The organism is Enterobacter sp. AC1 (genome assembly GCF_050434705.1).
Taxonomy (GTDB): Bacteria; Pseudomonadota; Gammaproteobacteria; order Enterobacterales; family Enterobacteriaceae; genus Enterobacter; species Enterobacter cloacae_L.
Map to the genome: position 1 here is coordinate 18,642 of NZ_JBNDIZ010000008.1, position 24,190 is coordinate 42,831.

Below are 24,190 nucleotides of genomic sequence, written 5' to 3' on the forward strand. Positions count from 1 at the left end.
ACTACTCCAAATTACTTGATAGTTTCGCTGTTAGACTTGAAGAAACGGACTTTTTTGCCGTCTTCGAATCTAAAGCCTACACGGTCAGCCTTGCCGGTAGCCGCATTGAAGATTGCAACGTTAGAAACCTGAATAGCAGCTTCTTTTTCAACGATGCCGCCTGGTTGGTTCAGGGCCGGAACCGGCTTCTGATGTTTCTTAACCAGGTTGATACCTTCAACGACGAGTTTGCCGGAAGACAGAACATTTTTTACTTTACCGCGTTTACCTTTATCTTTACCGGTTAACACGATAACTTCGTCATCACGACGGATTTTCGCTGCCATGATTCGCTCCTTAGAGTACTTCTGGTGCCAGAGAGATAATTTTCATGAACTTCTCAGTACGAAGTTCACGAGTTACCGGCCCAAAGATACGCGTGCCGATAGGCTGCTCGCTGTTATTGTTTAAAATAACGCATGCATTACCATCGAAGCGAATGACAGAACCGTCAGGGCGACGAACACCCTTCTTGGTGCGCACCACTACCGCCTTCAGCACATCACCTTTTTTGACCTTACCACGTGGAATTGCTTCCTTGATGGTGATCTTGATGATGTCGCCTACGCCTGCGTAGCGACGGTGCGAGCCACCCAGAACCTTGATACACATTACGCGACGTGCACCGGAGTTGTCGGCGACGTTCAGCATAGTCTGTTCTTGGATCATTTTAGTGCTCCGCTAATGTCAACTACTACCTGAGACTCTAAAATCAGAGCCGTTAAAAAGCCCCATATCGAGGGCGCGGCATTATAACACCGCTTCTGCAATATGGGTAGAAAAAATAAACGGCTCATCGCTGAGCCGTTTATTCGTATTGAGAATGCGTACTGTATTACAGAACCGCTTTCTCTACAACGCGAACCAGCGTCCAGGACTTAGTCTTGGACAGTGGACGGCATTCACGGATTTCAACCTTGTCGCCGATACCACATTCGTTGTTCTCGTCATGTACGTGCAGTTTGGTCGTACGTTTGATGAATTTACCGTAGATCGGGTGTTTCACAATACGTTCGATAGCTACAACAATGGATTTCTCCATTTTGTCGCTAACAACACGACCTTGCAGAGTACGGATTTTATCGGTCATTACGCACCCGCCTTCTGAGTCAGTAAAGTCTTAACGCGTGCAACATTGCGACGCACTTGCTTCAGCAGGTGAGTCTGTTGCAGCTGGCCACTTGCAGCCTGCATACGCAGGTTGAACTGCTCACGCAGCAGGTTCAGCAGCTCAGCGTTCAGCTCTTCAACGCTTTTTTCACGCAGCTCTTTTGCTTTCATTACATCACCGTCTTAGTTACAAAGGTGGTTTTGATAGGCAGTTTCGCTGCTGCCAGGCCGAAGGCTTCACGGGCCAGCTCTTCCGGAACACCGTCCATTTCATAAAGGACTTTGCCCGGTTGGATCAAGGCAACCCAGTACTCCACGTTACCTTTACCTTTACCCATACGAACTTCCAGTGGCTTCTCGGTGATCGGTTTGTCCGGGAATACACGGATCCAGATCTTACCTTGACGCTTAACTGCACGGGTCATTGCACGACGTGCTGCTTCGATCTGACGTGCAGTCAGACGACCACGGCCAACAGCTTTCAGACCGAAAGTGCCGAAGCTAACATCCGTACCCTGCGCCAGACCACGGTTGCGGCCTTTGTGCACTTTACGGAATTTTGTACGCTTTGGTTGTAACATCAGCGACGCTCCTTATTTACGGCCTTTACGCTGCTGCTTTTTAGGTTGAGCAGCCGGTTTTTCCGGTTGTTCAACAGCAGCCATACCACCCAGGATCTCACCTTTGAAGATCCATACCTTAACGCCGATTACACCGTAAGTGGTGTGCGCTTCAGAGGTGTTGTAGTCAATGTCAGCACGCAGAGTGTGCAGCGGTACGCGACCTTCGCGGTACCATTCGGTACGTGCGATTTCCGCGCCGCCCAGACGGCCGCTAACTTCAACTTTGATACCTTTAGCGCCCAGACGCATTGCGTTCTGTACAGCACGCTTCATAGCACGACGGAACATAACGCGACGTTCCAGCTGAGAAGTGATGCTGTCAGCAACCAATTTAGCGTCCAGTTCAGGCTTACGAACTTCAGCGATATTGATCTGTGCAGGAACGCCAGCGATATCCGCTACGACCTTGCGCAGTTTTTCTACGTCTTCGCCTTTCTTACCGATAACGATGCCAGGGCGAGCAGTGTGAATAGTCACACGGATGCTCTTAGCTGGACGCTCGATAACGATACGAGATACAGACGCTTTAGCCAGTTCCTTAGTCAGGTACTGACGTACTTTAAAATCGCTGTCCAGGTTGTCAGCGAATTCTTTGGTGTTCGCAAACCAGGTAGAGTTCCATGGTTTTACAATACCCAGGCGAATACCATTAGGATGTACTTTCTGACCCATTGCTAGTCTCCAGAGTCTCAGCGATCGGACACAACCACAGTAATGTGGCTGGTGCGCTTCAGGATGCGATCTGCACGACCTTTCGCACGCGGCATAATGCGCTTCATGCTTGGGCCTTCATCTACGAAAATTTTCGCGACTTTCAGATCGTCGATGTCAGCGCCATCGTTGTGTTCAGCGTTAGCAATGGCAGATTCCAGTACTTTCTTGACCAATACCGCAGCTTTCTTGTTGGTATAGGTCAGGATGTCCAGGGCCTGCGACACTTTCTTACCGCGAATCAGGTCAGCAACAAGGCGAACCTTCTGAGCAGAAGAACGAGCATGGCGATGTTGAGCTAAAGTTTCCATCTCTTCCTCCTACCTTATTTCTTCTTCGCTTTTTTATCAGCAGCGTGGCCGCGATAAGTACGAGTCGGTGCGAATTCACCCAGTTTGTGACCAACCATTTCGTCGGTAACAAAGACTGGAACGTGCTGACGACCATTATGGACAGCGATGGTCAAACCGATCATGTTAGGAAAGATCGTTGAACGACGGGACCAAGTGCGCAGGGGCTTCTTGTCTCCGCTTTCCACCGCTTTCTCTACCTTCTTCAGCAAGTGCAGGTCAATAAAAGGACCTTTCTTGAGAGAACGTGGCATGGCTTATCCTCTAAAATTATTTGCTACGGCGACGTACGATAAATTTATCAGTACGCTTGTTGCTGCGGGTCTTCTTACCTTTGGTCTGAACGCCCCACGGAGTTACCGGGTGCTTACCAAAGTTACGACCTTCACCACCACCATGTGGGTGATCGACTGGGTTCATCGCAGTACCGCGAACGGTAGGACGAACACCACGCCAGCGTGCAGCACCTGCTTTACCCAGAACGCGCAGCATATGCTCAGCATTGCCAACTTCGCCCAGAGTAGCGCGGCAGTCTGCTTCGACTTTACGCATTTCACCAGAACGCAGACGCAGGGTGACATAAGCACCGTCACGAGCAACGATCTGAACGTAAGTACCAGCGGAACGCGCCAGCTGACCGCCTTTACCTGGTTTCATTTCTACGTTATGAACGGTAGAACCAACCGGGATATTGCGCATCGGCAGGGTGTTGCCTGCTTTGATTGCAGCATCAACGCCAGACTGAATCTGGTCGCCAGCTTTCAGGCCTTTAGGGGCCAGGATGTAACGGCGTTCGCCGTCTTTGTACAGAACCAGCGCGATGTTCGCGGAACGGTTCGGATCGTACTCAAGACGTTCAACAACTGCTGGGATACCGTCTTTGTTGCGTTTGAAGTCAACAATACGATAAGCCTGCTTGTGGCCACCACCGATGTGACGAGTGGTGATACGGCCATTGTTGTTACGACCACCGGATTTGCTGTTTTTTTCCAGCAACGGAGCAAAAGGTTTGCCCTTGTGCAGCTCAGGGTTAACCACTTTAACTACGTGGCGACGACCCGGAGATGTCGGTTTACATTTAACAACTGCCATTGTATTACTCCTCCGACTTACTCAGCGCCGCCAACGAAGTCCAGATTCTGGCCTTCTTTCAGGGTGACGTAAGCTTTTTTCCAGTCGCTACGACGACCGATACGCTGTCCGTGACGTTTAACTTTCCCTTTAACTACCAGGGTGTTAACGACTTCGACTTCGACTTCAAACAGTTTCTGCACAGCAGCTTTGATCTCTGCTTTGGTCGCGTCTTTAGCAACTTTGAGAACGATGGTGTTTGTTTTTTCCATCGCAGTAGACGCTTTTTCAGAAACGTGCGGTGCGCGAAGCACCTTCAGCAGACGTTCTTCACGAATCATGCCAGCATCTCCTCAACTTGCTTAACAGCATCAGCAGTCATTACGACTTTGTCGAAGGCGATCAGGCTAACCGGGTCGATACCAGTCGCGTCGCGTACGTCAACCTTGTGCAGGTTACGTGCGGCCAGGAACAGGTTCTCGTCCAGCTCACCGGTGATGATCAGCACATCTTCCAGAGCCATGTCTTTCAGTTTCTGTGCCAGCAGCTTAGTTTTAGGCGCTTCTACAGAGAATGATTCGACAACGATCAGACGATCCTGACGTACCAGTTCGGACAGAATGCTTTTCAGCGCGCCGCGGTACATCTTTTTGTTAACTTTTTGACTGTGGTCCTGTGGACGCGCAGCGAAGGTCACGCCACCTGAACGCCAGATCGGGCTCTTGATAGAACCTGAACGCGCACGGCCGGTACCTTTCTGGCGCCATGGCTTTTTGCCAGAACCAGTTACTTCAGCACGAGTCTTCTGAGCACGAGTACCCTGACGAGCACCAGCTGCATAAGCAACAACAACCTGGTGAACCAGCGCTTCGTTGAAATCACGACCGAAGGTAGTTTCGGAAACAGTCAGCGCGCTCTGCGCGTCTTTCAATACTAATTCCATTGCTATCCCCTTACGCCTTCACAGCTGGTTTAACGATCAGGTCGCTACCGGTTGCACCCGGAACTGCACCTTTAACCAGCAGCAGGTTGCGCTCAGCGTCAACACGTACTACGTCCAGGCTCTGAACGGTCACACGTTCGTTACCCAGCTGACCTGCCATTTTCTTGCCTTTGAACACTTTGCCCGGAGTCTGGTTCTGACCGATAGAACCCGGAACGCGGTGAGACAAGGAGTTACCGTGAGTAGCGTCCTGGGTACGGAAGTTCCAGCGCTTAACGGTACCAGCAAAACCTTTACCTTTAGAGGTACCGGTTACGTCAACTTTTTTAACGTCAGCAAACAGCTCAACGCTAATGTCCTGACCTACAGTGAACTCTTCGCCTTCAGCAAGACGGAATTCCCACAGACCACGGCCAGCTTCTACGCCAGCTTTAGCGAAGTGACCCGCTTCTGGTTTGGTTACACGGTTAGCTTTTTTAGCACCAGTGGTCACCTGAACAGCGCGGTAGCCATCGTTAGCCAGATCTTTAACCTGAGTAACGCGGTTTGCTTCAACTTCGATTACGGTTACTGGGATAGAAACGCCATCTTCAGTGAAGATGCGGGTCATGCCCACTTTTTTACCGACTAAACCAATCATTGTATCAACCTCTCAATCGCTCGATGACCTGATTAACCCAGGCTGATCTGCACGTCTACACCGGCAGCCAGATCCAGACGCATCAGAGCATCAACGGTTTTCTCAGTTGGCTCAACGATGTCAACCAGACGCTTGTGAGTGCGGATTTCGTACTGATCGCGCGCGTCTTTGTTGACGTGCGGGGAGATCAGAACGGTGAAGCGCTCTTTGCGGGTCGGCAGCGGGATCGGACCACGGACTTGCGCACCAGTGCGCTTAGCAGTCTCGACGATTTCCGCGGTTGATTGATCGATCAGACGATGATCAAACGCTTTAAGGCGGATACGGATTCTTTGGTTCTGCATGAGACCAGAGCTCCAATTATTTTATAAACGAAAATGATTACTCCTCAAACCCATTACGATTGATGGGAGAGTGTAACCGTTCTTACGTAGCCCCCCAATTGGGAGCATTGTTGAGTAACAAAATGAGCTACTCTGGTTCTGATTGAACCCGCCGTCAATTACGACAAGCCCGCGCATTATACGTAAATCTGGGCAAGACGCAAGTGCCGTTTAGAAATTAAGCGCCTGAGGCGCAGTATGCGTAAAGGCGCACAACTTTTTACGCAATGTATCCCTTCTCAATGCTTTGTCTGGAGCCCCTACGCAATTGTCGTTTTTCTGGATTGCCGGCCAGGCCGATTATAACGAGTATGCGCTCAAACCCTTTTGAGGCCTTTTCCATGTTAACCACCCTCCCCTTTTTGCTGGTCTATTTTTCGCTGACTACCTTTCTTGTCCGTGCAGATATTCGCTACGGACTGCTTCCCGATAAATTTCTCTGCCCGCTGCTATGGACGGGCCTGCTCTTTCAGCTCTGTGTCCACCCTGATTTTTTGCCGAGTGCGGTAGTAGGTGCGATGGCTGGATATATCGGCTTTGCCATTATTTATTGGGGGTATCGGTTTATCTGCCGGCGTGAAGGGATGGGATATGGCGATGTAAAATACCTGGCGGCGCTTGGTGCATGGCATGGCTGGTGCATGCTGCCCTCGCTGGCGTTACTCGCTGCGCTTATGGCGCTACTTAGCATTCTTGTATTTTCGTTTCTCACGCCTGATAAAGGGGCATTAAAAAACCCACTGCCTTTTGGGCCATTTCTGGCGGCAGCGGGTTTATGCGTAGGCTGGAAGACGGTGGTTACTCTTCCACTTTGATCTGCGACTGTAGGTAGTTCTGCAGGCCGATTTTAGCAATCAGATCCAGTTCCGTTTCCAGCCAGTCAATGTGACCTTCTTCATCGGCCAGGATCTGGATCATCATATCGCGGCTGACGTAGTCATGTACGCTGTCGGCATAGGCAATGGCTTCACGGAGATCTTTGGCACCTTCAAGTTCCAGCCTAAGGTCGGAACGAAGCATCTCTTCGACGTCTTCTCCGATGCCCAGCTTTCCGAGATCCTGCAGGTTAGGAATGCCTTCAAGGAATAAAATACGCTCGATATATTTATCAGCGTGTTTCATTTCATCAATCGACTCATGGTACTCAACGTCGTTTAAACGCTTAAGTCCCCAGTTTTTGAACATTCTTGCGTGAAGAAAGTACTGGTTGATTGCGACAAGCTCATTTCCCAATAATTTATTGAGATAACTTATGATTTTAACATCACCTTTCATTATATAGTCCCTCCGCTTCCACTCATTGAAGCGTAGATCGGGCTACAGGGATGTCAAAAAAAAGATAGGCGCTTACGCGATCTCTTTGTATTCCGGGATCTGCATCAATTCGTCCTGCATGATCTCTCGCGCAGCACGTACACATTTACCGCATTGATTTCCAACCGGAACAAACTTGCGAAGCTGCTGAAATGACTGAGGTTGAAACTGGCGAACGGCCTGACGTATTTTTTTGTCACTTACACCATTACATAAACAAACGTACATAGAGACTCCCGTTCAAAATATGCGCAAAGTGTAAGTGAGAATGGTTATGATTACAATAGCACAAGCGCCGGAATACGGGGCGGGAGCGGGCAAAAAATGCGGAATTTTGTGACAAATCCTTAGCGACAGAAAACAAAAAAGGACGCCGAAGCGTCCTTTTTTTATTCGGGGATAATTAATTAGCCCAGAACTTTAGCAACAACGCCCGCGCCAACGGTACGGCCGCCTTCACGGATTGCGAAACGCAGACCGTCGTCCATCGCGATTGGGTGGATCAGAGTCACAACCATCTTGATGTTGTCGCCTGGCATTACCATCTCAACGCCTTCTGGCAGTTCGATGGTACCGGTCACGTCAGTTGTACGGAAGTAGAACTGTGGACGGTAGCCTTTGAAGAACGGAGTATGACGGCCGCCTTCGTCTTTGGACAGGATGTACACTTCAGATTCGAACTTGGTGTGTGGCTTGATTGAGCCTGGCTTCGCCAGTACCTGACCACGTTCGATTTCTTCACGTTTGATACCACGCAGCAGAACACCAACGTTCTCACCAGCACGGCCTTCGTCCAGCAGTTTGCGGAACATTTCAACGCCAGTACAGGTAGACTTAGCAGTCTCTTTGATACCAACGATTTCAACTTCTTCACCAACTTTGATGATACCGCGCTCTACACGACCGGTAACAACGGTACCACGACCGGAGATGGAGAATACGTCTTCGATTGGCAGCAGGAATGGCTTGTCAATCGCACGCTCTGGTTCTGGGATGTAAGAATCCAGGAAGCCAGCCAGTTCGATGATTTTCGCTTCCCACTCTGCTTCGCCTTCCAGCGCTTTCAGAGCAGAACCACGAACGATTGGGGTATCGTCGCCTGGGAAGTCGTACTGAGACAGCAGTTCACGAACTTCCATCTCTACCAGTTCCAGCAGCTCTTCGTCATCAACCATGTCGCATTTGTTCAGGAACACGATGATGAAAGGAACGCCTACCTGACGACCCAGCAGGATGTGCTCACGAGTCTGAGGCATTGGGCCGTCAGTCGCAGCAACAACCAGGATCGCGCCGTCCATCTGCGCAGCACCGGTGATCATGTTTTTAACATAGTCGGCGTGGCCTGGGCAGTCTACGTGTGCGTAGTGGCGAGTCGGGGTGTCATATTCAACGTGGGAAGTGTTGATGGTGATACCACGAGCTTTTTCTTCTGGTGCGTTATCGATCTGGTCGAATGCACGAGCAGAACCACCGTAGGTTTTTGCCAGAACGGTAGTGATTGCAGCAGTCAGGGTAGTTTTACCATGGTCAACGTGGCCGATAGTACCAACGTTGACGTGCGGTTTTGTACGTTCAAATTTTTCTTTAGACACGGCTATATTCCTTACTATAGTGCTCTCCCCTCTGGAGAGAGCACGGGACTTAGGTTTTAATCCTGTGGATTACTTACCACGGGCTTCAATAACGGCCTGAGCAACGTTGTTAGGCGCATCATCATACTTCAGGAATTCCATGGTGTATGATGCACGACCTTTGGTCAGAGAACGCAGCTGAGTTGCATATCCGAACATTTCAGACAGCGGAACTTCAGCGTGGATCTTAACGCCAGTTACTTCGGATTCCTGACCACGCAGCATACCGCGACGACGGCTCAAGTCACCGATAACGTCACCGGTGTTCTCTTCAGGAGTTTCTACTTCAACCTTCATGATTGGCTCAAGCAGAACTGGTTTTGCTTTCTTAAAGCCTTCTTTAAAGGCAATAGACGCAGCCAGTTTAAACGCCAGTTCAGAGGAGTCAACGTCGTGGTAAGAACCGAAGTGCAGACGAACACCCATGTCAACAACCGGATAGCCAGCCAGAGGGCCCGCTTTCAGCTGTTCCTGAATGCCTTTATCAACGGCTGGGATGTATTCGCCAGGAATTACACCACCTTTGATGTCGTTGATGAACTCGTAACCTTTAGGGTTAGAGCCCGGCTCCAGTGGGTACATGTCGATCACAACGTGACCGTACTGACCGCGACCACCAGACTGCTTAGCGTGTTTACCTTCAACATCGGTAACTTTCGCACGAATCGCTTCGCGGTAAGCAACCTGAGGTTTACCCACGTTCGCTTCAACGTTGAATTCACGCTTCATACGGTCAACGATGATGTCCAGGTGCAGTTCACCCATACCAGCGATGATGGTCTGGTTAGATTCTTCATCAGTCCATACGCGGAATGATGGGTCTTCTTTCGCCAGACGGCCCAGAGCCAGACCCATTTTTTCCTGGTCAGCTTTGGTTTTTGGTTCAACCGCGATGGAGATTACCGGCTCAGGGAATTCCATACGCTCCAGAATGATCGGGTGATCCGGGTCACACAGGGTGTCACCAGTGGTCACGTCTTTCAGACCGATAGCTGCAGCGATGTCGCCCGCACGAACTTCTTTGATCTCTTCACGTTTGTTAGCGTGCATCTGTACGATACGGCCAAAACGTTCACGCGCCGCTTTCACGGAGTTCAGGATGGTGTCACCGGAGTTAACCACACCAGAGTAAACGCGGAAGAAGGTCAGGTTACCCACGAATGGGTCGGTAGCGATTTTGAACGCCAGTGCAGAGAATGGCTCTTCGTCGCTTGCGTGACGCTCTGCTGGAGTATCTTTACCGTCGTCCAGGATGCCGTTGATCGCAGGAACGTCAACAGGGGATGGCAGGTAATCAACTACCGCATCCAGCATTGCCTGAACACCTTTGTTCTTGAACGCAGAACCACAGGTTACCAGGATGATTTCGTTGTTCAGAACGCGCTGACGCAGAGCTTTTTTGATCTCTTCTTCAGTCAGTTCTTCACCACCCAGGTATTTCTCCATCAGCTCTTCAGAAGCTTCAGCAGCGGATTCGATCAGGTTCTGGTGCCATTCGTCAGCCAGGTCCTGCATTTCAGCCGGGATATCTTCGTATTCGAAGGTAACGCCCTGGTCTGCATCGTTCCAGTTGATGGCTTTCATTTTCACCAGGTCGATAACGCCGGTGAAGCCTTCTTCAGCACCAATTGCCAGCTGCAGCGGAACAGGGTTCGCGCCCAGACGGGTTTTGATCTGACCAACAACTTTCAGGAAGTTAGCACCCATACGGTCCATTTTGTTAACGAACGCGATGCGTGGAACTTTATATTTGTTCGCCTGACGCCATACGGTCTCAGACTGTGGCTGAACACCACCAACTGCGCAATAAACCATTACCGCGCCGTCAAGAACACGCATGGAACGTTCTACTTCGATGGTGAAGTCAACGTGGCCTGGGGTGTCGATGATGTTTACGCGATGCGGTTCGTACTGCTTAGCCATACCTGACCAGAATGCAGTAGTCGCTGCGGAGGTGATAGTAATACCACGCTCCTGCTCCTGTTCCATCCAGTCCATGGTGGCTGCGCCGTCATGAACTTCACCGATTTTGTGGTTTACACCGGTGTAGAACAGAATACGTTCGGTAGTAGTGGTTTTACCGGCGTCGATGTGCGCACTGATACCGATGTTACGGTAGCGTGCGATGGGTGTTGTACGAGCCATTTGATTCCTCGTTTATATCTTTAGGCGTTCAGTTAAGTTACCCAGAGCGGGCGGCTTCTCTGAAGCGCCCGCCTGGTGACTAATACTCCGAAGGGATTACCAACGGTAGTGTGCGAACGCCTTGTTGGCTTCTGCCATACGGTGAACGTCTTCACGTTTCTTAACTGCAGTACCTTTGTTGTCTGCAGCATCAGAAAGTTCGTTCGCCAGACGCAGAGCCATGGATTTATCACCGCGTTTACGAGCAGCTTCAACGATCCAACGCATTGCCAGAGCATTACGACGAACCGGACGAACTTCAACTGGAACCTGATAAGTAGAACCACCAACGCGGCGGGACTTAACTTCTACGGTAGGGCGAACGTTGTCGAGAGCGACTTCGAAAGCTTCCAGTTCATTTTTACCAGAACGCTGAGCCAGGGTCTCAAGCGCGCTGTATACGATTGCTTCTGCAGTAGATTTTTTACCATCTACCATCAGGATATTTACAAATTTTGCCAGCAGTTCTGATCCGAATTTCGGATCTGGAAGAATTTTACGCTGACCAATGACGCGACGACGTGGCATGGGAATACTCCGTTGTTAATTCAGGATTGTCCAAAACTCAAAGAGTTTAGTTTGACATTAAGATAAATCAGTTTGGCCTTACTTAACGGAGAACCATTAAGCCTTAGGACGCTTCACGCCGTACTTGGAGCGAGCCTGCTTACGGTCTTTAACACCTGAGCAGTCGAGCGCACCACGAACGGTGTGGTAACGAACACCCGGAAGGTCTTTAACACGACCGCCACGGATCAGGATCACGGAGTGTTCCTGCAGGTTGTGACCTTCACCACCGATGTAGGAAGTCACTTCGAAACCGTTAGTCAAACGCACACGGCATACTTTACGCAGTGCGGAGTTTGGTTTTTTAGGAGTGGTGGTATATACACGAGTACATACACCACGTTTCTGCGGGCAGGCTTCCAGCGCAGGCACGTTGCTCTTTGCAACTTTGCGTGCGCGTGGTTTGCGTACCAGCTGGTTAACTGTTGCCATTAAATAGCTCCTGGTTTTAGCTTTTGCTTCGTAAACACGTAATAAAACGACCTCATACAATATGAGGACGCGAAATTTTAGGGCTACGTCGAAAAGGTGTCAAGAAATATACAGCGATCTCAAATCACCAGTTCATTTGACTGGCGTGTATCACAGTAAGATTGACGAAATCAGTATAGCCAACCACGTCAATTTTGGCTGAAATTTGACCAGACAGTCCTCGCGCATCAAGATCGTCTTTCAGCGCAGAGACAGTTATGGGGGCATTGCAGAGGATTTCAACGAAACGACTGCCTTCAAGCGCGGCAAGCACACCATCCTGGATCAGCAGCAGGTCATCACCTTCGCGCAGCATACTCAGTAACGCGTCGATATCACATTGCCACGGTGAATGGCTCAGAGTATGGAGCATGGCAGCCTCAGAAAGTCAGAACGGTGTCGTAGTGGGAAAGGTGTTCGCGCAGTGCGGCAGAAGACAGCGTTGTCACATCCAGCACGAAAGGCGTTGCCTCAGTTAAACCGCGCGCGGCCAGGGAGTCGGCACAGACATAGCACGTATCAATGTCGTAAAGCGGTAACACTTTGAAGGTTGCAATGTAATCCCGCGCCAGTATGGCCTGAGGCTGTTGCCCCGCCAGAAGCTGAAATACACCGTCCCCCAAAAAGAAGACGCCAATATCGTCGGTCAGCGCTGATGTCGCGAGCAGCGCATCCAGCCCTTCTCTGCCGGACGCATTACCGTGCGGCGCGGAGGAAAAAACAAACGCGACACGCTTCATCAGAATTGCACCACTCTGTCGCAGGTTAACGCCGCCTGTGCCAGTGCACCCAGACCACTCAACGAAAAACCGGGCTGCAGGTTAGAACCCGATAAACCAAGCCGGGCGGCTTCGGTTGCATCGGTCACGCCGCGGCGCAGTGCCGCCGCAACGCAGATATGCAGTTCTACGCCCTGCTTTTCGTTTAATGCCTGCCAGGCGCGCACCAGATCAAACTCATCGCTCGCCGGTGACGTAAACTGGTTCGCGTTATACACCCCTTCCCGATAGAAGAAGACGCTCGCCAGCTCATGTCCGGCCGCCAGTAGCGCATGCGCAAACTGCAGCGCGCTGCTGGCCTGCTGAGTACCGTACGCCGGGCCTGTCACCATTAACGCAAAACGCATTACTTATCTTGCCCCAGGAAATCACCGCTTTTGAACTGGCGGATGTAGAGGTAAACCGTGTGCTTGGAGATGTTCAGACGATCGGCCACCTGGTTGATCGCGTCTTTAATATCAAAAATCCCTTTCTCGTAGAGATTAAGCACGATCTGGCGATTCTTGGCGTTGTTCGATACGTTGCGATCGGCATTCACCTCTTCAATCGTAAACTCAAGCGTCTGCGTCACGAGATCTTCAACGGAGGAGGCAAAGTTAACAGAAGAGCCCACATCCGGCGTTTCTGGTGGAATAAAGGTGCTCATGATTTGCGAGAATGGCACATCAAGGTTCATGTTGATGCACAGCAGACCAATTACACGATGCTCGCGGTTTCGAATCGCGATGGTTTCGGATTTCATCAGCACGCCGCTTTTGGCGCGGGTGAAATAGCATTTGGAGACGCTGCTGTCCGCGCCGGTCATGTCATGCAACATACGCAATGCAAGGTCGGTGATTGGCGAACCAATTTTACGGCCAGTATGCTCGCCATTCGCAATGCGGATGGCGGAACACTTCAGATCTTGCAGGGAGTGCAATACGATTTCGCAGTGGGAGCCAATGAGCATCGCTAACCCGTCCACCACCGCTTCATAGGATTTCAGAATATCGAAGTCGGTCTGATCGAAAGGACGTTGATCCAGCAAATCAAGTTCACTGGTTTCGTTGGTTAAAAGCGACCTGGACATGAAAAAAACACTCCTTTTCAGGAGCCTGTCGTTAGGTTTTCAGGGCAGGCTCATTATCTACACGGACAACTAAATTAATACAGCGTGTATAGCGCTTTCCAGTGTTAATTATATCTGCCCCACAATAAAAAAACCGCCGCCTTAAAGGCGGCGGTTCTTATCACATTACTTCTTAGCGTCTGTCGCGGCTTTTTCTTCAGCCGGCGCGTCTGCCTTTGCATCCGCTTTCGGTGCCGGTTTGATATCCAGCAGCTCTACGTCAAAGACCAGCGTAGAGTTGGCAGGGATACCCGGAACGCCGGTTTTGCCGTACGCCAGATCGGGTGGGATAACCAGCTTGATTTTGCCGCCTTTCTTGATGTTTTTCAGGCCTTCAGTCCAGCCAGGGATCACACCATCCAGACGGAAAGAGAGCGGCTCACCGCGGGTGTAAGAGTTATCGAACTCTTTACCGTCGATCAGCGTACCTTTGTAGTTCACAACAACAGTGTCGCTGTCTTTAGGTGCATCGCCGGTGCCTTCTTTCTCAACTTTGTACACCAGGCCAGTAGAAGAGGTTTTCACACCCTTCTCTTTAGCAAAAGTATCGCGGTAGGCTTTGCCTTTCGCTTCGTTGTCTTTAGCGTCCGCTTCCATCTTGGTCTGAGCGGCACCCTTCACACGCGCTTCAAACGCCTGCAGAGTCTGTTCGATTTCCTGGTCAGACAGCTTGCTCTTATCTGCAAATGCGTCCTGAACACCGGCGATCAGCTGAGCTTTATCCAGTTTGATGCCCAGTTTCTCTTGTTCTTTCAGAGAGTTTTCCATGTAACGACCCAGAGATGCGCCGAGTGCATAGGCGGATTTCTGGTCGTCATTTTTGAACGCCGCTTTGCTGTCTGCAGTGGCAGCAGGCTTCGCAGCAGTATCAGCAGCGAATGACAGCGGCGCGTTCAGCGCAACAGCCATCGTCGTCGCCAGCAGCGTTACTTTAAACAGTGATTTCATCCATATCTCCAGGGCCTGGGGACTCTCACCCCAGCATTAAACGTAAATGAGTTACGTACTATAAATCGTTGCGGAAGAAATCTACAGACAGACTCCCCCGATTCTCGCCACTTTTCAGACTATTTTTGTTTAAATAAGTTTCTTGCTGCAGGGATGAATACTGCACTCAGGGATAAACTCGGTTAAACTTCGCCGCCGCTGACCCATTATGGCGAATCAGAAACAGACGAGGTGAATCATGAAGGACACGATGATAGAAGAGAGACTGGCCGAGCTTGAAAGCCGCCTGGCTTTTCAGGACATCACCATCGAAGAGCTCAACCAAACGGTGACCGCCCACGAGCTAGAAATGGCAAAACTGCGGGATCTGCTGCGTCTGCTCACTGAAAAAGTGAAGGCCACACAGGCATCGCACATCGCCTCTCAATCTGAAGAGACGCCACCACCTCATTACTGAGGCGTAAAAAAAGCGGGATTATCCCGCTTTTTTATTTTCCGCATGGCGGAATTAGTGGCAACCGCAGCCGCCGTTACCGCAACCACCTTTACCGTGGTCGTGACCATGGTCGTGATCGTGGCCGTGACCACCGCAGCAGCCATCGTGGCCGTGATCGTGGTCATGGTCGTGACCGTGTGCACCGTGAACGTGGCCATGAGCCAGTTCTTCTTCGGTTGCTTCACGGATCGCAACAACTTCTACGTTGAATTTCAGGTTCTGGCCAGCCAGCATGTGGTTGCCGTCAACCACAACGTGGTCGTCTTCCACTTCAGTGATTTCAACAGGAACCGGACCCTGGTCAGTTTCAGCCAGGAAGCGCATGCCAACCTGCAGCTCGTCAACGCCCATGAACACGTCTTTAGGAACGCGCTGAACCAGGTTGTCATCATACTGACCGTAAGCGTCGTTCGCGCCTACAGCAACGTCAAATTTGTCGCCAACTTCGTGACCTTCCAGCGCGGTTTCCAGGCCAGAAATCAGGGAGCCGTGACCATGCAGGTAGTCAAGCGGCGCACTCACCGGAGACTCATCAACCAACACACCGTCTTCTGTACGTACCTGATAGGCCAGGCTGACCACCAGGTCTTTTGCTACTTTCATGATATCTCCTGAGCGTGGGAAAATTGCTGGCGCAGATTGTAGCGGAAATCTGCACCCGTGTACCCTTTAGCTTAAAAAAACTCAGGCGATATCGCTAGTCCGGATGAAAAATCCCGATAACTTGCTCTTCTTTGCGTACATGTTCGCGGGCCTCTTTATCGGCCTCACGCATCTGGTGACCGCACTTAACACACTCAACAACATCAACATTATTTTCCCGCCACATCGCCAGGGTATCTTGCGCCTGGCAGGTCGGGCATTTTGCACCCGCAATAAAGCGTTTACGTACAGCCATCTTTCGTTACCCTTTATTCAAATTCATCCCAGCCATCAAGCTGGCGTCGTTCCTGTTGCATCTCTCTCTGGAAGATCTCCTCCAGCTCGCGACGCGCTTCCCGCACGCGGGAGATCTGCTCAGTATCGGAATGTACCGGCATCAGCTCGCGCAACATTTGCATATCCAGCCGGCGGAAATGCATCTGGGCGCGCTGCGCCTGATGAGGATGCATCCCCAGCGAGATCAACGCCTTGCGGCCCAGCTCCAGCGCGCTGGAAAAGGTCTCACGGGAGAAGTGTTTCACACCTGCCTGTAACAGTTCGTGAGCTTCAACACGTCCACGCGCGCGCGCCAGAATATGCAGATGCGGAAAATGCTGCTGGCACAGCTCCACCAGCTTCATCGTGTCTTCCGGATCGTTGCAGGTAATCACGATGGATTCTGCTGCCTCTGCACCCGCCGAGCGCAAGAGCTCAAGCTGGGTCGCGTCGCCGTAGTAAACCTTGTAGCCATATTTACGCATCAGGTTGACCGCGCTGATATCGCGTTCGAGCACCGTGATGCGCATTTTGTTCGCCATCAGCAAACGCCCGATAACCTGTCCGAAGCGGCCAAAGCCCACCACAATTACCTGTGGCTTATCATCTTCCACCCACGGCGCTTCATCTTCATCGTCAGTCGGGTTTAAGCGGCGCGACAGAAGTTTATCGACCAGCTTCATCAGCAGCGGTGTGGTCATCATAGACAGCGTGACCGTTACCAGCAAAAGCGCCATCTGATCGTCTTTAAACAGCTTCTGGGAGGAGGCGGTAGAGAACAGCACAAACGCGAACTCGCCCCCCTGGCTTAACACGCTGGCAAACTGCATGCGTTCCGAACTGCGCAAGCCGTAAATGCGCGCCATGACGTACAGCACCAGCGTTTTCACCGCCACCAGGATGGCTACGCTCACCACCACCCACAGCAGATGGGTATAGAGCACGCCGAGATTGAGCGCCATCCCCACCGAAATAAAGAACAGACCTAACAACAACCCTTTAAAGGGATCGATGGCAATTTCCAGCTCGTGGCGATATTCGCTCTCCGCCAGCAGCACCCCGGCGATAAAGGTCCCGAGCGCCATCGACAGCCCCAGCGCATCCATAAACAGCGCCGATCCCAGCACCAGCAGCAGCGTCGCAGCGGTAAAGACCTCGCGCACGCCAGACGCGGCAATAAAGCGGAACACGGGACGTAACAGGAAACGTCCACCAATCAGCATACCCGCGAAGGCCAGCACCTTCATGGCAATTTTTGCCCAGTCAAAGTGATCGTCGCCAGAACCCGCCAGCAGCGGCACCAGCGCCAGCGCAGGGATCACCGCTAAGTCCTGGAACAGCAGCACCGAAAAGCCCAGCTGACCGGCTTCATTACGATTCATCCCTTTGTCGCGCATCAGCTGCAGGGCCATCGCCGTCGACGACATGGCAAGGCCTATTCCACCGATCACCGCCGCCTGCCAGGAGAAATTCGTCAGCATCAACAGGCCGCCCAGAATAGCGGCGCTGAACAGCACCTGCGCGGCCCCCACGCCAAAGATAGAGCGCCGGAGCTGCCACAACTTAGAAGGATTCAGCTCCAGGCCGATGATGAACATCAGGAACACCACGCCCAGCTCGGAGAAATGGAGAATTTCATCCACATCGCTGATGAATCCCAGCCCCCAGGGGCCAATCGCGATCCCCGCCAGCAGATAACCCAACACCGCACCTATTCCAATACGTGCAGCAAGCGGCACCGCGACGACGGCCGCAAATAAAAACAGCACCCCGGCGAGGAGTAAATTCGATCCTTCCATTAACGACCTCCTGCCGGAATCGGGGATGCCAGCCATTCACCGTAGGCTCTGGCGTGGCTTGCCAGCTCTTTTGGATCCTGACGCCGTGCCCAGTAGACAATAATCGGGCTCATCCAGTGCATACGGCACATCGCCGCCGTCAGCTCGAAAGGCCGCAGGATGTCGCTCATCGGATAACGGTTCAGCCCGTCGTGGCGGTAAGCGCTTTCGGGCTCACCGGTTGTGATCACGCTGCGCCAGTACTTTCCCGCCAGCTGGTTGCCCCCCACCCCGCTGGAGAAGCCCCGGCTCAGCACGCGGTCCAGCCACTCTTTGAGCAGCGCTGGACAGCTGTAGGTATAAAGCGGGTGCTGGAACACAATCACGTCATGCTGACGCAGCAGTTCCTGCTCGTAAGGGATATCAATAAAAAAATCAGGGTAGTGCGCGTAAAGATCGTGCACCGTCACGTTGCTGAGCTGAGTTGCCGGCTTAAGCAGAACCCGGTTCGCCACCGAGTCCTGAGATTCCGGATGGGCATACAGCAGCAGCACTTTCGCTGTCTGAGACATCACTCCCCTCCCGGTTCTGTTTTTGTGTATTGTTGTCGTTTTGGGCTACCATGGCGGCCCGGTGGGGAAAATGGCCCACACCTTACATTATCATAATGACAAATTAACATAGTCGGAACATACGGCGCTTCTATGATTGTTTTCTCCTCGTTACAAATTCGTCGCGGCGTGCGCGTCCTGCTGGATAACGCCACTGCTACCATCAATCCAGGCCAGAAAGTCGGTCTGGTCGGCAAAAACGGCTGCGGAAAATCCACGCTGCTGGCGCTGCTGAAAAACGAGATTAGCGCGGATGGCGGTAACTTCACCTTCCCGGGGAACTGGCAGCTCGCATGGGTGAACCAGGAGACGCCAGCCCTGAGCGAACCGGCACTCGACTATGTTATCGACGGCGATCGTGAATACCGTAAGCTCGAGGCGGAACTCAACGCCGCTAACGAGCGCAACGACGGTCACGCCATTGCCACCGTTCACGGCAAGCTGGACGCCATCGACGCGTGGACCATTCGCTCCCGCGCCTCCAGCCTGCTGCACGGCCTGGGCTTCAGCAATGAACAGCTGGAACGCCCGGTCAGCGACTTCTCCGGCGGCTGGCGTATGCGCCTCAACCTGGCGCAGGCGCTGATCTGCCGCTCTGATCTGCTGCTGCTCGATGAACCGACCAACCACCTCGATCTCGATGCGGTTATTTGGCTGGAGAAGTGGCTTAAGAGCTATCAGGGCACTCTGATTCTGATCTCCCACGACCGCGACTTCCTCGACCCGGTGGTGGATAAAATCATTCATATCGAACAACAAACGATGTTCGAGTACACCGGCAACTACAGCTCCTTCGAGCGCCAGCGCGCGACGCGCCTTGCCCAGCAGCAGTCCATGTACGAAAGCCAGCAGCAGCGCGTGGCGCACCTGCAGAGCTTTGTGGATCGCTTCAAGGCCAAAGCGTCAAAAGCCAAGCAGGCCCAGAGCCGCATCAAGATGCTTGAACGCATGGAGATGATTGCCCCGGCGCACGTGGATAACCCGTTCCACTTCAGCTTCCGCGCGCCGGAAAGCCTGCCGAACCCGCTGCTGAAGATGGAGAAAGTGAGCGCGGGCTATGCCGACCGCATAATTCTCGACTCCATCAAGCTCAACCTGGTGCCGGGTTCACGTATTGGCCTGCTGGGGCGCAACGGTGCCGGTAAATCTACGCTGATCAAACTGCTGGCGGGCGAGCTTAACCCGGTCAGCGGCGAAATCGGGCTGGCGAAGGGCATCAAGCTGGGCTACTTCGCCCAGCATCAGCTGGAATTTTTACGCGCGGATGAATCCCCGATTCAGCACCTCGCGCGTCTGGCGCCGCAGGAGATGGAGCAGAAGCTGCGCGACTATCTCGGCGGCTTCGGCTTCCAGGGCGATAAGGTGACGGAAAATACCGAGCGTTTCTCCGGCGGCGAAAAAGCCCGCCTGGTGCTGGCGTTAATCGTCTGGCAGCGCCCGAACCTGCTGCTGCTCGATGAACCGACTAACCACCTCGATCTCGATATGCGTCAGGCACTGACCGAAGCGCTGATCGATTTCGAAGGTGCGCTGGTTGTGGTTTCGCACGATCGTCACCTGATCCGCTCCACCACGGACGATCTCTACTTAGTTCACGACGGCAAAGTCGAACCGTTCGACGGCGATCTGGAAGATTACCAGCAGTGGCTGACGGACGTGCAGAAGCAGGAAAACCAGCCGGAAGAGTCCGCGAAAGATAACGCCAACAGCGCGCAGGCGCGTAAAGACCAGAAGCGCCGTGAAGCGGAGCTGCGCACCCAGACGCAGCCGCTGCGTAAAGAGATTGCCCGTCTCGAAAAAGAGATGGAAAAGCTCAACGCCACGCTGGCCGCCGTTGAAGAGAAGCTCGGCGATAGCGGTCTCTATGACCAGAGCCGTAAAGCGGAACTGACGGATTGCCTGCAAACGCAGGCGAAGACCAAATCGAGCCTCGAAGAGTGTGAGATGTCATGGCTCGACGCGCAGGAGCAGCTGGAAGCGATGCTGCAGGCTGAATAACACCCTGGGAGGGCTATGAGTTTCGATATCACGAGCGAGATTACGTTCCGCAAGCTCAGCATCTTCATGACGTTTATGGAGAAGGGGAATATCGCGCGTACCGCCGAAACTCTGGGCCTGAGCGGCGTAAGCGTGCACCGCGCGCTGCACACCCTGGAAGAGAACGTGCGCTGCCCGCTCTTTACCCACAAGGGGCGCAACCTGATTGCCCTGCCTTCCGCCTGGACGCTGCTGGAGTATTGCCAGGAAGTGATGCAGGTGATGGAGCGCGGGCTGGAAGAGTCGCGCAAAGTCGCCGGCATTGGCCAGGGGCGCTTACGCGTCGGCACGCTCTACTCGCTCACCCTGGAAACCGTACCGCGTCTGATTATGGGCATGAAGCTGCGTCGTCCGGATCTGGAAATGGATCTGACGATGGGCTCTAACGACACCTTGCTCCACATGCTGGACGACGGGTCGCTGGACGCCATCCTGATCTCCATTTCCGAAAGCGATATCGACCGCAACAGCCTTGAGGTTCTGCCGCTGTTCCATGACGACATATTCCTTGCCGCACCGGCTTCCGCCACGCTGAATACCCACGGGCCTGCGGATCTCCGTGATTATAAAGATCAGAAATTTGTCGCGCTTGCAGAAGGGTTTGCGACCTACGCCGGGTTCCAGGAAGCGTTCCATATCGCCGGGTTCGAACCGGAGATTGTTACCCGGGTAAACGACATTTTCTCAATGCTCAGTCTGGTTCAGGCGGGCGTCGGCTTTACGCTGATGCCGGGCAGGATGAAGAAGGTCTACGAGAATTCGGTGCAGCTACTGAAGCTGGCGGAACCGTACCAGATGCAGCAGCTTATCGCGATTGTGTTCGCCCGCAACCGCGAGCAGGACCCGAGCCTGCGCGCATTAGCCGCCGAAGGGCGGATGTATGCGCGAAGCCTGCAGGAAAGTACGTGATACACAACAAGGCAACCGAACCCTTAGGTCCGGTAAGGCGCGGGCTAAAAACTCACGCACGAAGCCGACCCGCCAGATGCACCGCCACGTCCACCCCGCTGCGCTCCAGTGAAATGGTCTCCCCTTCCCACGCGGCCTGTCGCGTCAGACAGGTCAGTACGCCGCCGGGCGGCATCTCGATCGCCAGCCGGGCTTCGCGTTCGTTAGCGGAAATCATCGCCTCCTGCCAGCGCACCGTACGCGCCATGTTCATCGCCAGATCGTCCGCGATTTTCTCCGGCTGCCAGAGCACGCGCCCGGTGCTGCCGCTCAGGTATGCGCAGCGTGGACGAGCCAGCGTGACGGACTCAAACGCCGCAGCCAGCGTTTGCGCCGGTGCCGCCAGTAGTTCGCAGTGCGACGGCACGCTCACCGCCAGCCGTTTGGCCTTGTTCGCCCCTTTTGCCAGCGCGCGCGCCGCCACCTGCGCCATCCCGTCATCGCTTCCGGCAATCACGATCTGCGTTTCGGCATTCAGGTTAGCAATATACGTTCCGGTACCCTCGATAAGCTGCTCCACCTGCGGCAGGGTCAGCCCCATAATCGCCGTCAGGCCGTAGCCGTGCGGATACGCCTGCTCCATCAGATCGCCACGCAGCGCCACCAGCTTAAGCGCGTCCGTCAATTCCAGCGCGCCAGCCATGACCGCTGCGGGATAGGCACCAATCGATAAACCGCTCACAATGTCAGGCGACACGCCGCGCCGTTCGAGCTCGCGCGCCCAGGCCACGCCTGAAATCAGCAGACACAGCTGTACCGCGCGGGTGTGAGTAAGCGAGGCTGCACTATCCAGCGTATCGACTTCGCTGCCCAGCACCTCGCGTGCCTGTGCCAGCGTCGTTCCCGGCAAATTTTGCAGCATGCCTTCGTGCTGCGTGCCCTGTCCCGGAAAGGTAAACAGTATTTTCATCACTCCTCCCTGCGCCACGGATCCGCCACCAGGCGCGGTCCGCGGCGGGTTTTCAGCAGCGTTTTTCCGTCGCGTAACCACTCCGCCAGCGCAAAGCCCCCTTCGGGCGTATCGACCTGCGTATCCGCCCGGCACAGCGCGCGGCCCAGCTGCGACTGCCATGCGGTAAAAGCATCAGGGGAAATCGGCTCAGAGGCGCGGATCAGCAGGTCAAGATCGCTGTCGGCATGAATCACCGGGATGCCGGTCGCCAGCGCATAGCCGGTGCTGCCGGTAATGCCCCACGTCCACGGCCACGCCTGCTGTGAAAGCTGCAACGCCACCTGAACCGGTGGCTGAGTCACAAACGGCGAGCGCAGCAGATCGGCCGTCACGCTCAGCGCCTCAGGCGAAACAACGCGTAGCACGTTCGCAGGCTTCACCCACCCGGCCGCACGCTGGTCGCGGCGCAGGCCGCGAACGCCAACGGGGATGCGGCCTTCGCTATCAACATCACGCCGCACCACTACCGGCAGGCCGGTATGCCAGACGGCATCCACCCAGGATTCGGCGATCCCTTCCAGCGCGTCACGCGCGGTAAGCCAGATGAGGTCGTGCGGGCGTAATGTTGTGCTCATAATTACATTCCTGAAGTCAGCGAGATAAACAGCGGCAGCGACAGGATACACAGTACGGAGCTTAACAGCAGCACGGCTTCAGCATCCGGCGACTGCACGCCAAAGCGGTTACCGAACACCACGCCGAAGAAGCCTGCGGACAGCGCAATCATCAGGATGGCGGTGATCGCCACGGAGCCATGCAGGCCGAAGATCAGCACAATACCCCAGGCAATCGCAGGCTGAATCAGCAGCTTGGCGATGGTTGAGGTAATCACCATAGTGTTAATCTGCAGCTTACGGGCAGAGAGGATCACCCCGGTCAGGAACAGCGCGGCCGCGGTCGCGGAGAGCCCCAGCGGTTTAATCGCCGCCAGAACCAGATCCGGCATTTTGATACCGATGGCGGACAAAATCACACCCAGCAGCGGGCCCATCACGATCGGTTTTTTAATCGAACGCCACATCAGCACCGGCAGCATGGAGAGCGTTGAGCCGGAGCTATTGCCTTCTGCGCGCGCTTTTTCACGCTCCAGAATCAGCAGGCAGAACGGCGTCATCAGCACGGAGCCGCAGGCAATAGAGACCGCGACGGACAGAGACGTGGAAGAACCTTCCCCCAGCACGCTGCCCAGAATCGGCAGGCCAAGCGCCGCGTAGTTCGGCAGCGCGACCGTCAGGGTCAGAACCGCAGCGTCCTGTGGAGATTTTTTAAAGACTTTGGTGGCGAGGAAGTAGATTGCCGCATAGGTAATCCACATCGCCAGGGTCAGCACCAGGATCAGCGGTGACTGGGCCACAATGCCGGTCCACGGCGTTTGCACGGTGGCGCTAAACAGCGCGGCAGGCAGTGCAAAATCCATCACGAAGATATTGAGCAGGGAAACGTTTTTATTGTCGACCATCTTTGCCTTACCGGCCCAGAATCCCAGCAGCATGATGACGAAAATCGGTGCAAGAGCATGAACAATTACGTAAGTCATAAATCACCTGTAGTAAAAAAAGTTTTAGCACTGGCGCGATG

At 53.5% G+C, this 24,190-nt stretch carries 35 protein-coding genes; 4 read left to right on the top strand and 31 right to left on the bottom strand.

All coding sequences use genetic code 11. The features are described from left to right. Positions 1 to 11: 11 nt before the first annotated feature. From rplX to rpsJ, 13 genes are all read right to left on the bottom strand, one after another. Entirely contained in the window at positions 12 to 326 is a 315-nt protein-coding gene (rplX, locus tag M2433_RS19570) for a 50S ribosomal protein L24 (protein WP_003863287.1), read from the bottom strand. A gap of 10 nt (positions 327 to 336) precedes the next feature. Further along, positions 337 to 708, bottom strand: a complete 372-nt coding sequence (gene rplN / locus M2433_RS19575; RefSeq protein ID WP_002919748.1) for a 50S ribosomal protein L14 — start codon at positions 706 to 708, stop codon at positions 337 to 339. A 166-nt stretch (positions 709 to 874) separates the two neighbouring features. Continuing rightward, on the bottom strand, positions 875 to 1,129 hold the full coding sequence (gene rpsQ / locus M2433_RS19580) for a 30S ribosomal protein S17 (protein ID WP_008503489.1): 255 nt from the start codon (positions 1,127 to 1,129) through the stop codon (positions 875 to 877). After that, a complete protein-coding gene (rpmC, locus tag M2433_RS19585; protein WP_003863282.1) occupies positions 1,129 to 1,320 on the bottom strand; it encodes a 50S ribosomal protein L29 in 192 nt (63 codons plus the stop codon). Before rpmC ends, rpsQ begins: the two co-directional genes overlap by 1 nt. Then, positions 1,320 to 1,730, bottom strand: coding sequence for a 50S ribosomal protein L16 (gene rplP, locus M2433_RS19590; protein ID WP_002919759.1), 411 nt, complete (start codon positions 1,728 to 1,730; stop codon positions 1,320 to 1,322). Before rplP ends, rpmC begins: the two co-directional genes overlap by 1 nt. Before the next feature lie 12 nt (positions 1,731 to 1,742). Further along, positions 1,743 to 2,444 (bottom strand): 30S ribosomal protein S3, encoded by a 702-nt coding sequence (gene rpsC, locus M2433_RS19595; RefSeq protein ID WP_000529945.1) that lies wholly within the window; start codon positions 2,442 to 2,444, stop codon positions 1,743 to 1,745. Between the two features lie 17 nt (positions 2,445 to 2,461). Further along, the gene (rplV, locus tag M2433_RS19600; RefSeq protein WP_002919773.1) at positions 2,462 to 2,794 is read right to left on the bottom strand and encodes a 50S ribosomal protein L22; all 333 of its coding nucleotides are present in this window, start codon (positions 2,792 to 2,794) and stop codon (positions 2,462 to 2,464) included. A gap of 14 nt (positions 2,795 to 2,808) precedes the next feature. After that, complete coding sequence (gene rpsS, locus M2433_RS19605; protein ID WP_001138117.1) at positions 2,809 to 3,087, bottom strand: 30S ribosomal protein S19; 279 nt, start codon at positions 3,085 to 3,087, stop codon at positions 2,809 to 2,811. Between the two features lie 16 nt (positions 3,088 to 3,103). Continuing rightward, positions 3,104 to 3,925, bottom strand: a complete 822-nt coding sequence (gene rplB / locus M2433_RS19610; RefSeq protein WP_000301859.1) for a 50S ribosomal protein L2 — start codon at positions 3,923 to 3,925, stop codon at positions 3,104 to 3,106. Between the two features lie 17 nt (positions 3,926 to 3,942). Then, a complete protein-coding gene (rplW, locus tag M2433_RS19615; protein ID WP_000617546.1) occupies positions 3,943 to 4,245 on the bottom strand; it encodes a 50S ribosomal protein L23 in 303 nt (100 codons plus the stop codon). Continuing rightward, the gene (rplD, locus tag M2433_RS19620; RefSeq protein ID WP_003031119.1) at positions 4,242 to 4,847 is read right to left on the bottom strand and encodes a 50S ribosomal protein L4; all 606 of its coding nucleotides are present in this window, start codon (positions 4,845 to 4,847) and stop codon (positions 4,242 to 4,244) included. The genes rplW and rplD overlap by 4 nt, the downstream gene beginning before the upstream one ends. A gap of 10 nt (positions 4,848 to 4,857) precedes the next feature. Further along, positions 4,858 to 5,487, bottom strand: coding sequence for a 50S ribosomal protein L3 (rplC, locus tag M2433_RS19625; protein ID WP_006178923.1), 630 nt, complete (start codon positions 5,485 to 5,487; stop codon positions 4,858 to 4,860). 32 nt (positions 5,488 to 5,519) lie between these two features. Then, positions 5,520 to 5,831 (bottom strand): 30S ribosomal protein S10, encoded by a 312-nt coding sequence (rpsJ, locus tag M2433_RS19630; protein WP_001181005.1) that lies wholly within the window; start codon positions 5,829 to 5,831, stop codon positions 5,520 to 5,522. A gap of 380 nt (positions 5,832 to 6,211) precedes the next feature. On the opposite strand from rpsJ, the gene M2433_RS19635 reads away from it, so the two are divergent. Beyond that, a complete protein-coding gene (locus M2433_RS19635; RefSeq protein ID WP_429056617.1) occupies positions 6,212 to 6,685 on the top strand; it encodes a prepilin peptidase in 474 nt (157 codons plus the stop codon). On the opposite strand, the gene bfr is transcribed toward M2433_RS19635, so the two are convergent. The 11 genes from bfr to fkpA form a co-directional block, all read right to left on the bottom strand. Continuing rightward, positions 6,669 to 7,145: a bacterioferritin gene (gene bfr / locus M2433_RS19640; protein ID WP_008503492.1), complete on the bottom strand. Its 477-nt coding sequence runs from the start codon at positions 7,143 to 7,145 to the stop codon at positions 6,669 to 6,671. The two genes, M2433_RS19635 and bfr, sit on opposite strands and share 17 nt — an antisense overlap. A 72-nt stretch (positions 7,146 to 7,217) precedes the next feature. Next, positions 7,218 to 7,412 carry a bacterioferritin-associated ferredoxin gene (gene bfd / locus M2433_RS19645; RefSeq protein WP_008503493.1) on the bottom strand — a complete coding sequence of 65 codons (195 nt, stop codon included), beginning with the start codon at positions 7,410 to 7,412 and terminating at the stop codon, positions 7,218 to 7,220. A gap of 179 nt (positions 7,413 to 7,591) precedes the next feature. Then, positions 7,592 to 8,776, bottom strand: a complete 1,185-nt coding sequence (tuf, locus tag M2433_RS19650) for an elongation factor Tu (protein WP_014068448.1) — start codon at positions 8,774 to 8,776, stop codon at positions 7,592 to 7,594. Between the two features lie 69 nt (positions 8,777 to 8,845). Next, positions 8,846 to 10,960 carry an elongation factor G gene (gene fusA, locus M2433_RS19655; protein ID WP_032662329.1) on the bottom strand — a complete coding sequence of 705 codons (2,115 nt, stop codon included), beginning with the start codon at positions 10,958 to 10,960 and terminating at the stop codon, positions 8,846 to 8,848. Between the two features lie 96 nt (positions 10,961 to 11,056). After that, the gene (gene rpsG, locus M2433_RS19660; RefSeq protein WP_004106370.1) at positions 11,057 to 11,527 is read right to left on the bottom strand and encodes a 30S ribosomal protein S7; all 471 of its coding nucleotides are present in this window, start codon (positions 11,525 to 11,527) and stop codon (positions 11,057 to 11,059) included. 96 nt (positions 11,528 to 11,623) lie between these two features. Beyond that, positions 11,624 to 11,998 (bottom strand): 30S ribosomal protein S12, encoded by a 375-nt coding sequence (gene rpsL / locus M2433_RS19665; RefSeq protein ID WP_000246815.1) that lies wholly within the window; start codon positions 11,996 to 11,998, stop codon positions 11,624 to 11,626. Between the two features lie 124 nt (positions 11,999 to 12,122). Then, a complete protein-coding gene (tusB, locus tag M2433_RS19670; protein ID WP_429056584.1) occupies positions 12,123 to 12,410 on the bottom strand; it encodes a sulfurtransferase complex subunit TusB in 288 nt (95 codons plus the stop codon). A gap of 7 nt (positions 12,411 to 12,417) precedes the next feature. After that, positions 12,418 to 12,777: a sulfurtransferase complex subunit TusC gene (gene tusC / locus M2433_RS19675; protein WP_429056581.1), complete on the bottom strand. Its 360-nt coding sequence runs from the start codon at positions 12,775 to 12,777 to the stop codon at positions 12,418 to 12,420. Continuing rightward, positions 12,777 to 13,163, bottom strand: a complete 387-nt coding sequence (gene tusD, locus M2433_RS19680) for a sulfurtransferase complex subunit TusD (protein WP_033146792.1) — start codon at positions 13,161 to 13,163, stop codon at positions 12,777 to 12,779. The genes tusC and tusD overlap by 1 nt, the downstream gene beginning before the upstream one ends. Next, the gene (locus M2433_RS19685) at positions 13,163 to 13,885 is read right to left on the bottom strand and encodes a helix-turn-helix transcriptional regulator (protein WP_003861697.1); all 723 of its coding nucleotides are present in this window, start codon (positions 13,883 to 13,885) and stop codon (positions 13,163 to 13,165) included. The genes tusD and M2433_RS19685 overlap by 1 nt, the downstream gene beginning before the upstream one ends. A 165-nt stretch (positions 13,886 to 14,050) precedes the next feature. Continuing rightward, positions 14,051 to 14,872: an FKBP-type peptidyl-prolyl cis-trans isomerase gene (fkpA, locus tag M2433_RS19690; RefSeq protein ID WP_025758059.1), complete on the bottom strand. Its 822-nt coding sequence runs from the start codon at positions 14,870 to 14,872 to the stop codon at positions 14,051 to 14,053. Between the two features lie 238 nt (positions 14,873 to 15,110). Here fkpA and M2433_RS19695 point away from each other — a divergent pair, with 238 nt between their 5' ends. Beyond that, the gene (locus M2433_RS19695) at positions 15,111 to 15,329 is read left to right on the top strand and encodes a protein SlyX (protein ID WP_047345774.1); all 219 of its coding nucleotides are present in this window, start codon (positions 15,111 to 15,113) and stop codon (positions 15,327 to 15,329) included. Between the two features lie 51 nt (positions 15,330 to 15,380). Here M2433_RS19695 and slyD read toward each other — a convergent pair whose 3' ends face one another. The 4 genes from slyD to kefG form a co-directional block, all read right to left on the bottom strand. After that, on the bottom strand, positions 15,381 to 15,971 hold the full coding sequence (gene slyD, locus M2433_RS19700) for a peptidylprolyl isomerase (RefSeq protein ID WP_014885491.1): 591 nt from the start codon (positions 15,969 to 15,971) through the stop codon (positions 15,381 to 15,383). Between the two features lie 94 nt (positions 15,972 to 16,065). Continuing rightward, positions 16,066 to 16,266: a YheV family putative zinc ribbon protein gene (locus M2433_RS19705; protein ID WP_368544978.1), complete on the bottom strand. Its 201-nt coding sequence runs from the start codon at positions 16,264 to 16,266 to the stop codon at positions 16,066 to 16,068. Positions 16,267 to 16,279: 13 nt separating this feature from the next. Beyond that, positions 16,280 to 18,085 carry a glutathione-regulated potassium-efflux system protein KefB gene (gene kefB / locus M2433_RS19710; RefSeq protein ID WP_059311257.1) on the bottom strand — a complete coding sequence of 602 codons (1,806 nt, stop codon included), beginning with the start codon at positions 18,083 to 18,085 and terminating at the stop codon, positions 16,280 to 16,282. Then, positions 18,085 to 18,636, bottom strand: coding sequence for a glutathione-regulated potassium-efflux system ancillary protein KefG (gene kefG, locus M2433_RS19715; RefSeq protein ID WP_014885493.1), 552 nt, complete (start codon positions 18,634 to 18,636; stop codon positions 18,085 to 18,087). Before kefG ends, kefB begins: the two co-directional genes overlap by 1 nt. A 132-nt stretch (positions 18,637 to 18,768) precedes the next feature. On the opposite strand from kefG, the gene M2433_RS19720 reads away from it, so the two are divergent. Together M2433_RS19720 and M2433_RS19725 are read left to right on the top strand one after the other, a co-directional pair. Continuing rightward, positions 18,769 to 20,673 carry an ABC transporter ATP-binding protein gene (locus M2433_RS19720; RefSeq protein ID WP_429056574.1) on the top strand — a complete coding sequence of 635 codons (1,905 nt, stop codon included), beginning with the start codon at positions 18,769 to 18,771 and terminating at the stop codon, positions 20,671 to 20,673. Between the two features lie 15 nt (positions 20,674 to 20,688). Further along, a complete protein-coding gene (locus tag M2433_RS19725) occupies positions 20,689 to 21,621 on the top strand; it encodes a LysR substrate-binding domain-containing protein (protein ID WP_429056571.1) in 933 nt (310 codons plus the stop codon). Positions 21,622 to 21,673: 52 nt separating this feature from the next. Here the strand turns inward: M2433_RS19725 and mdcH are convergent, their stop codons facing one another. The 3 genes from mdcH to M2433_RS19740 are packed head-to-tail and all read right to left on the bottom strand — an operon-like array spanning position 21,674 to position 24,149. Beyond that, the gene (gene mdcH, locus M2433_RS19730; protein ID WP_429056568.1) at positions 21,674 to 22,570 is read right to left on the bottom strand and encodes a malonate decarboxylase subunit epsilon; all 897 of its coding nucleotides are present in this window, start codon (positions 22,568 to 22,570) and stop codon (positions 21,674 to 21,676) included. Beyond that, on the bottom strand, positions 22,570 to 23,187 hold the full coding sequence (locus tag M2433_RS19735) for a malonate decarboxylase holo-ACP synthase (protein ID WP_429056566.1): 618 nt from the start codon (positions 23,185 to 23,187) through the stop codon (positions 22,570 to 22,572). Before M2433_RS19735 ends, mdcH begins: the two co-directional genes overlap by 1 nt. 2 nt (positions 23,188 to 23,189) lie before the next feature. Beyond that, complete coding sequence (locus M2433_RS19740) at positions 23,190 to 24,149, bottom strand: AEC family transporter (protein ID WP_264439957.1); 960 nt, start codon at positions 24,147 to 24,149, stop codon at positions 23,190 to 23,192. Between the last annotated feature and the right edge of the window lie 41 nt (positions 24,150 to 24,190).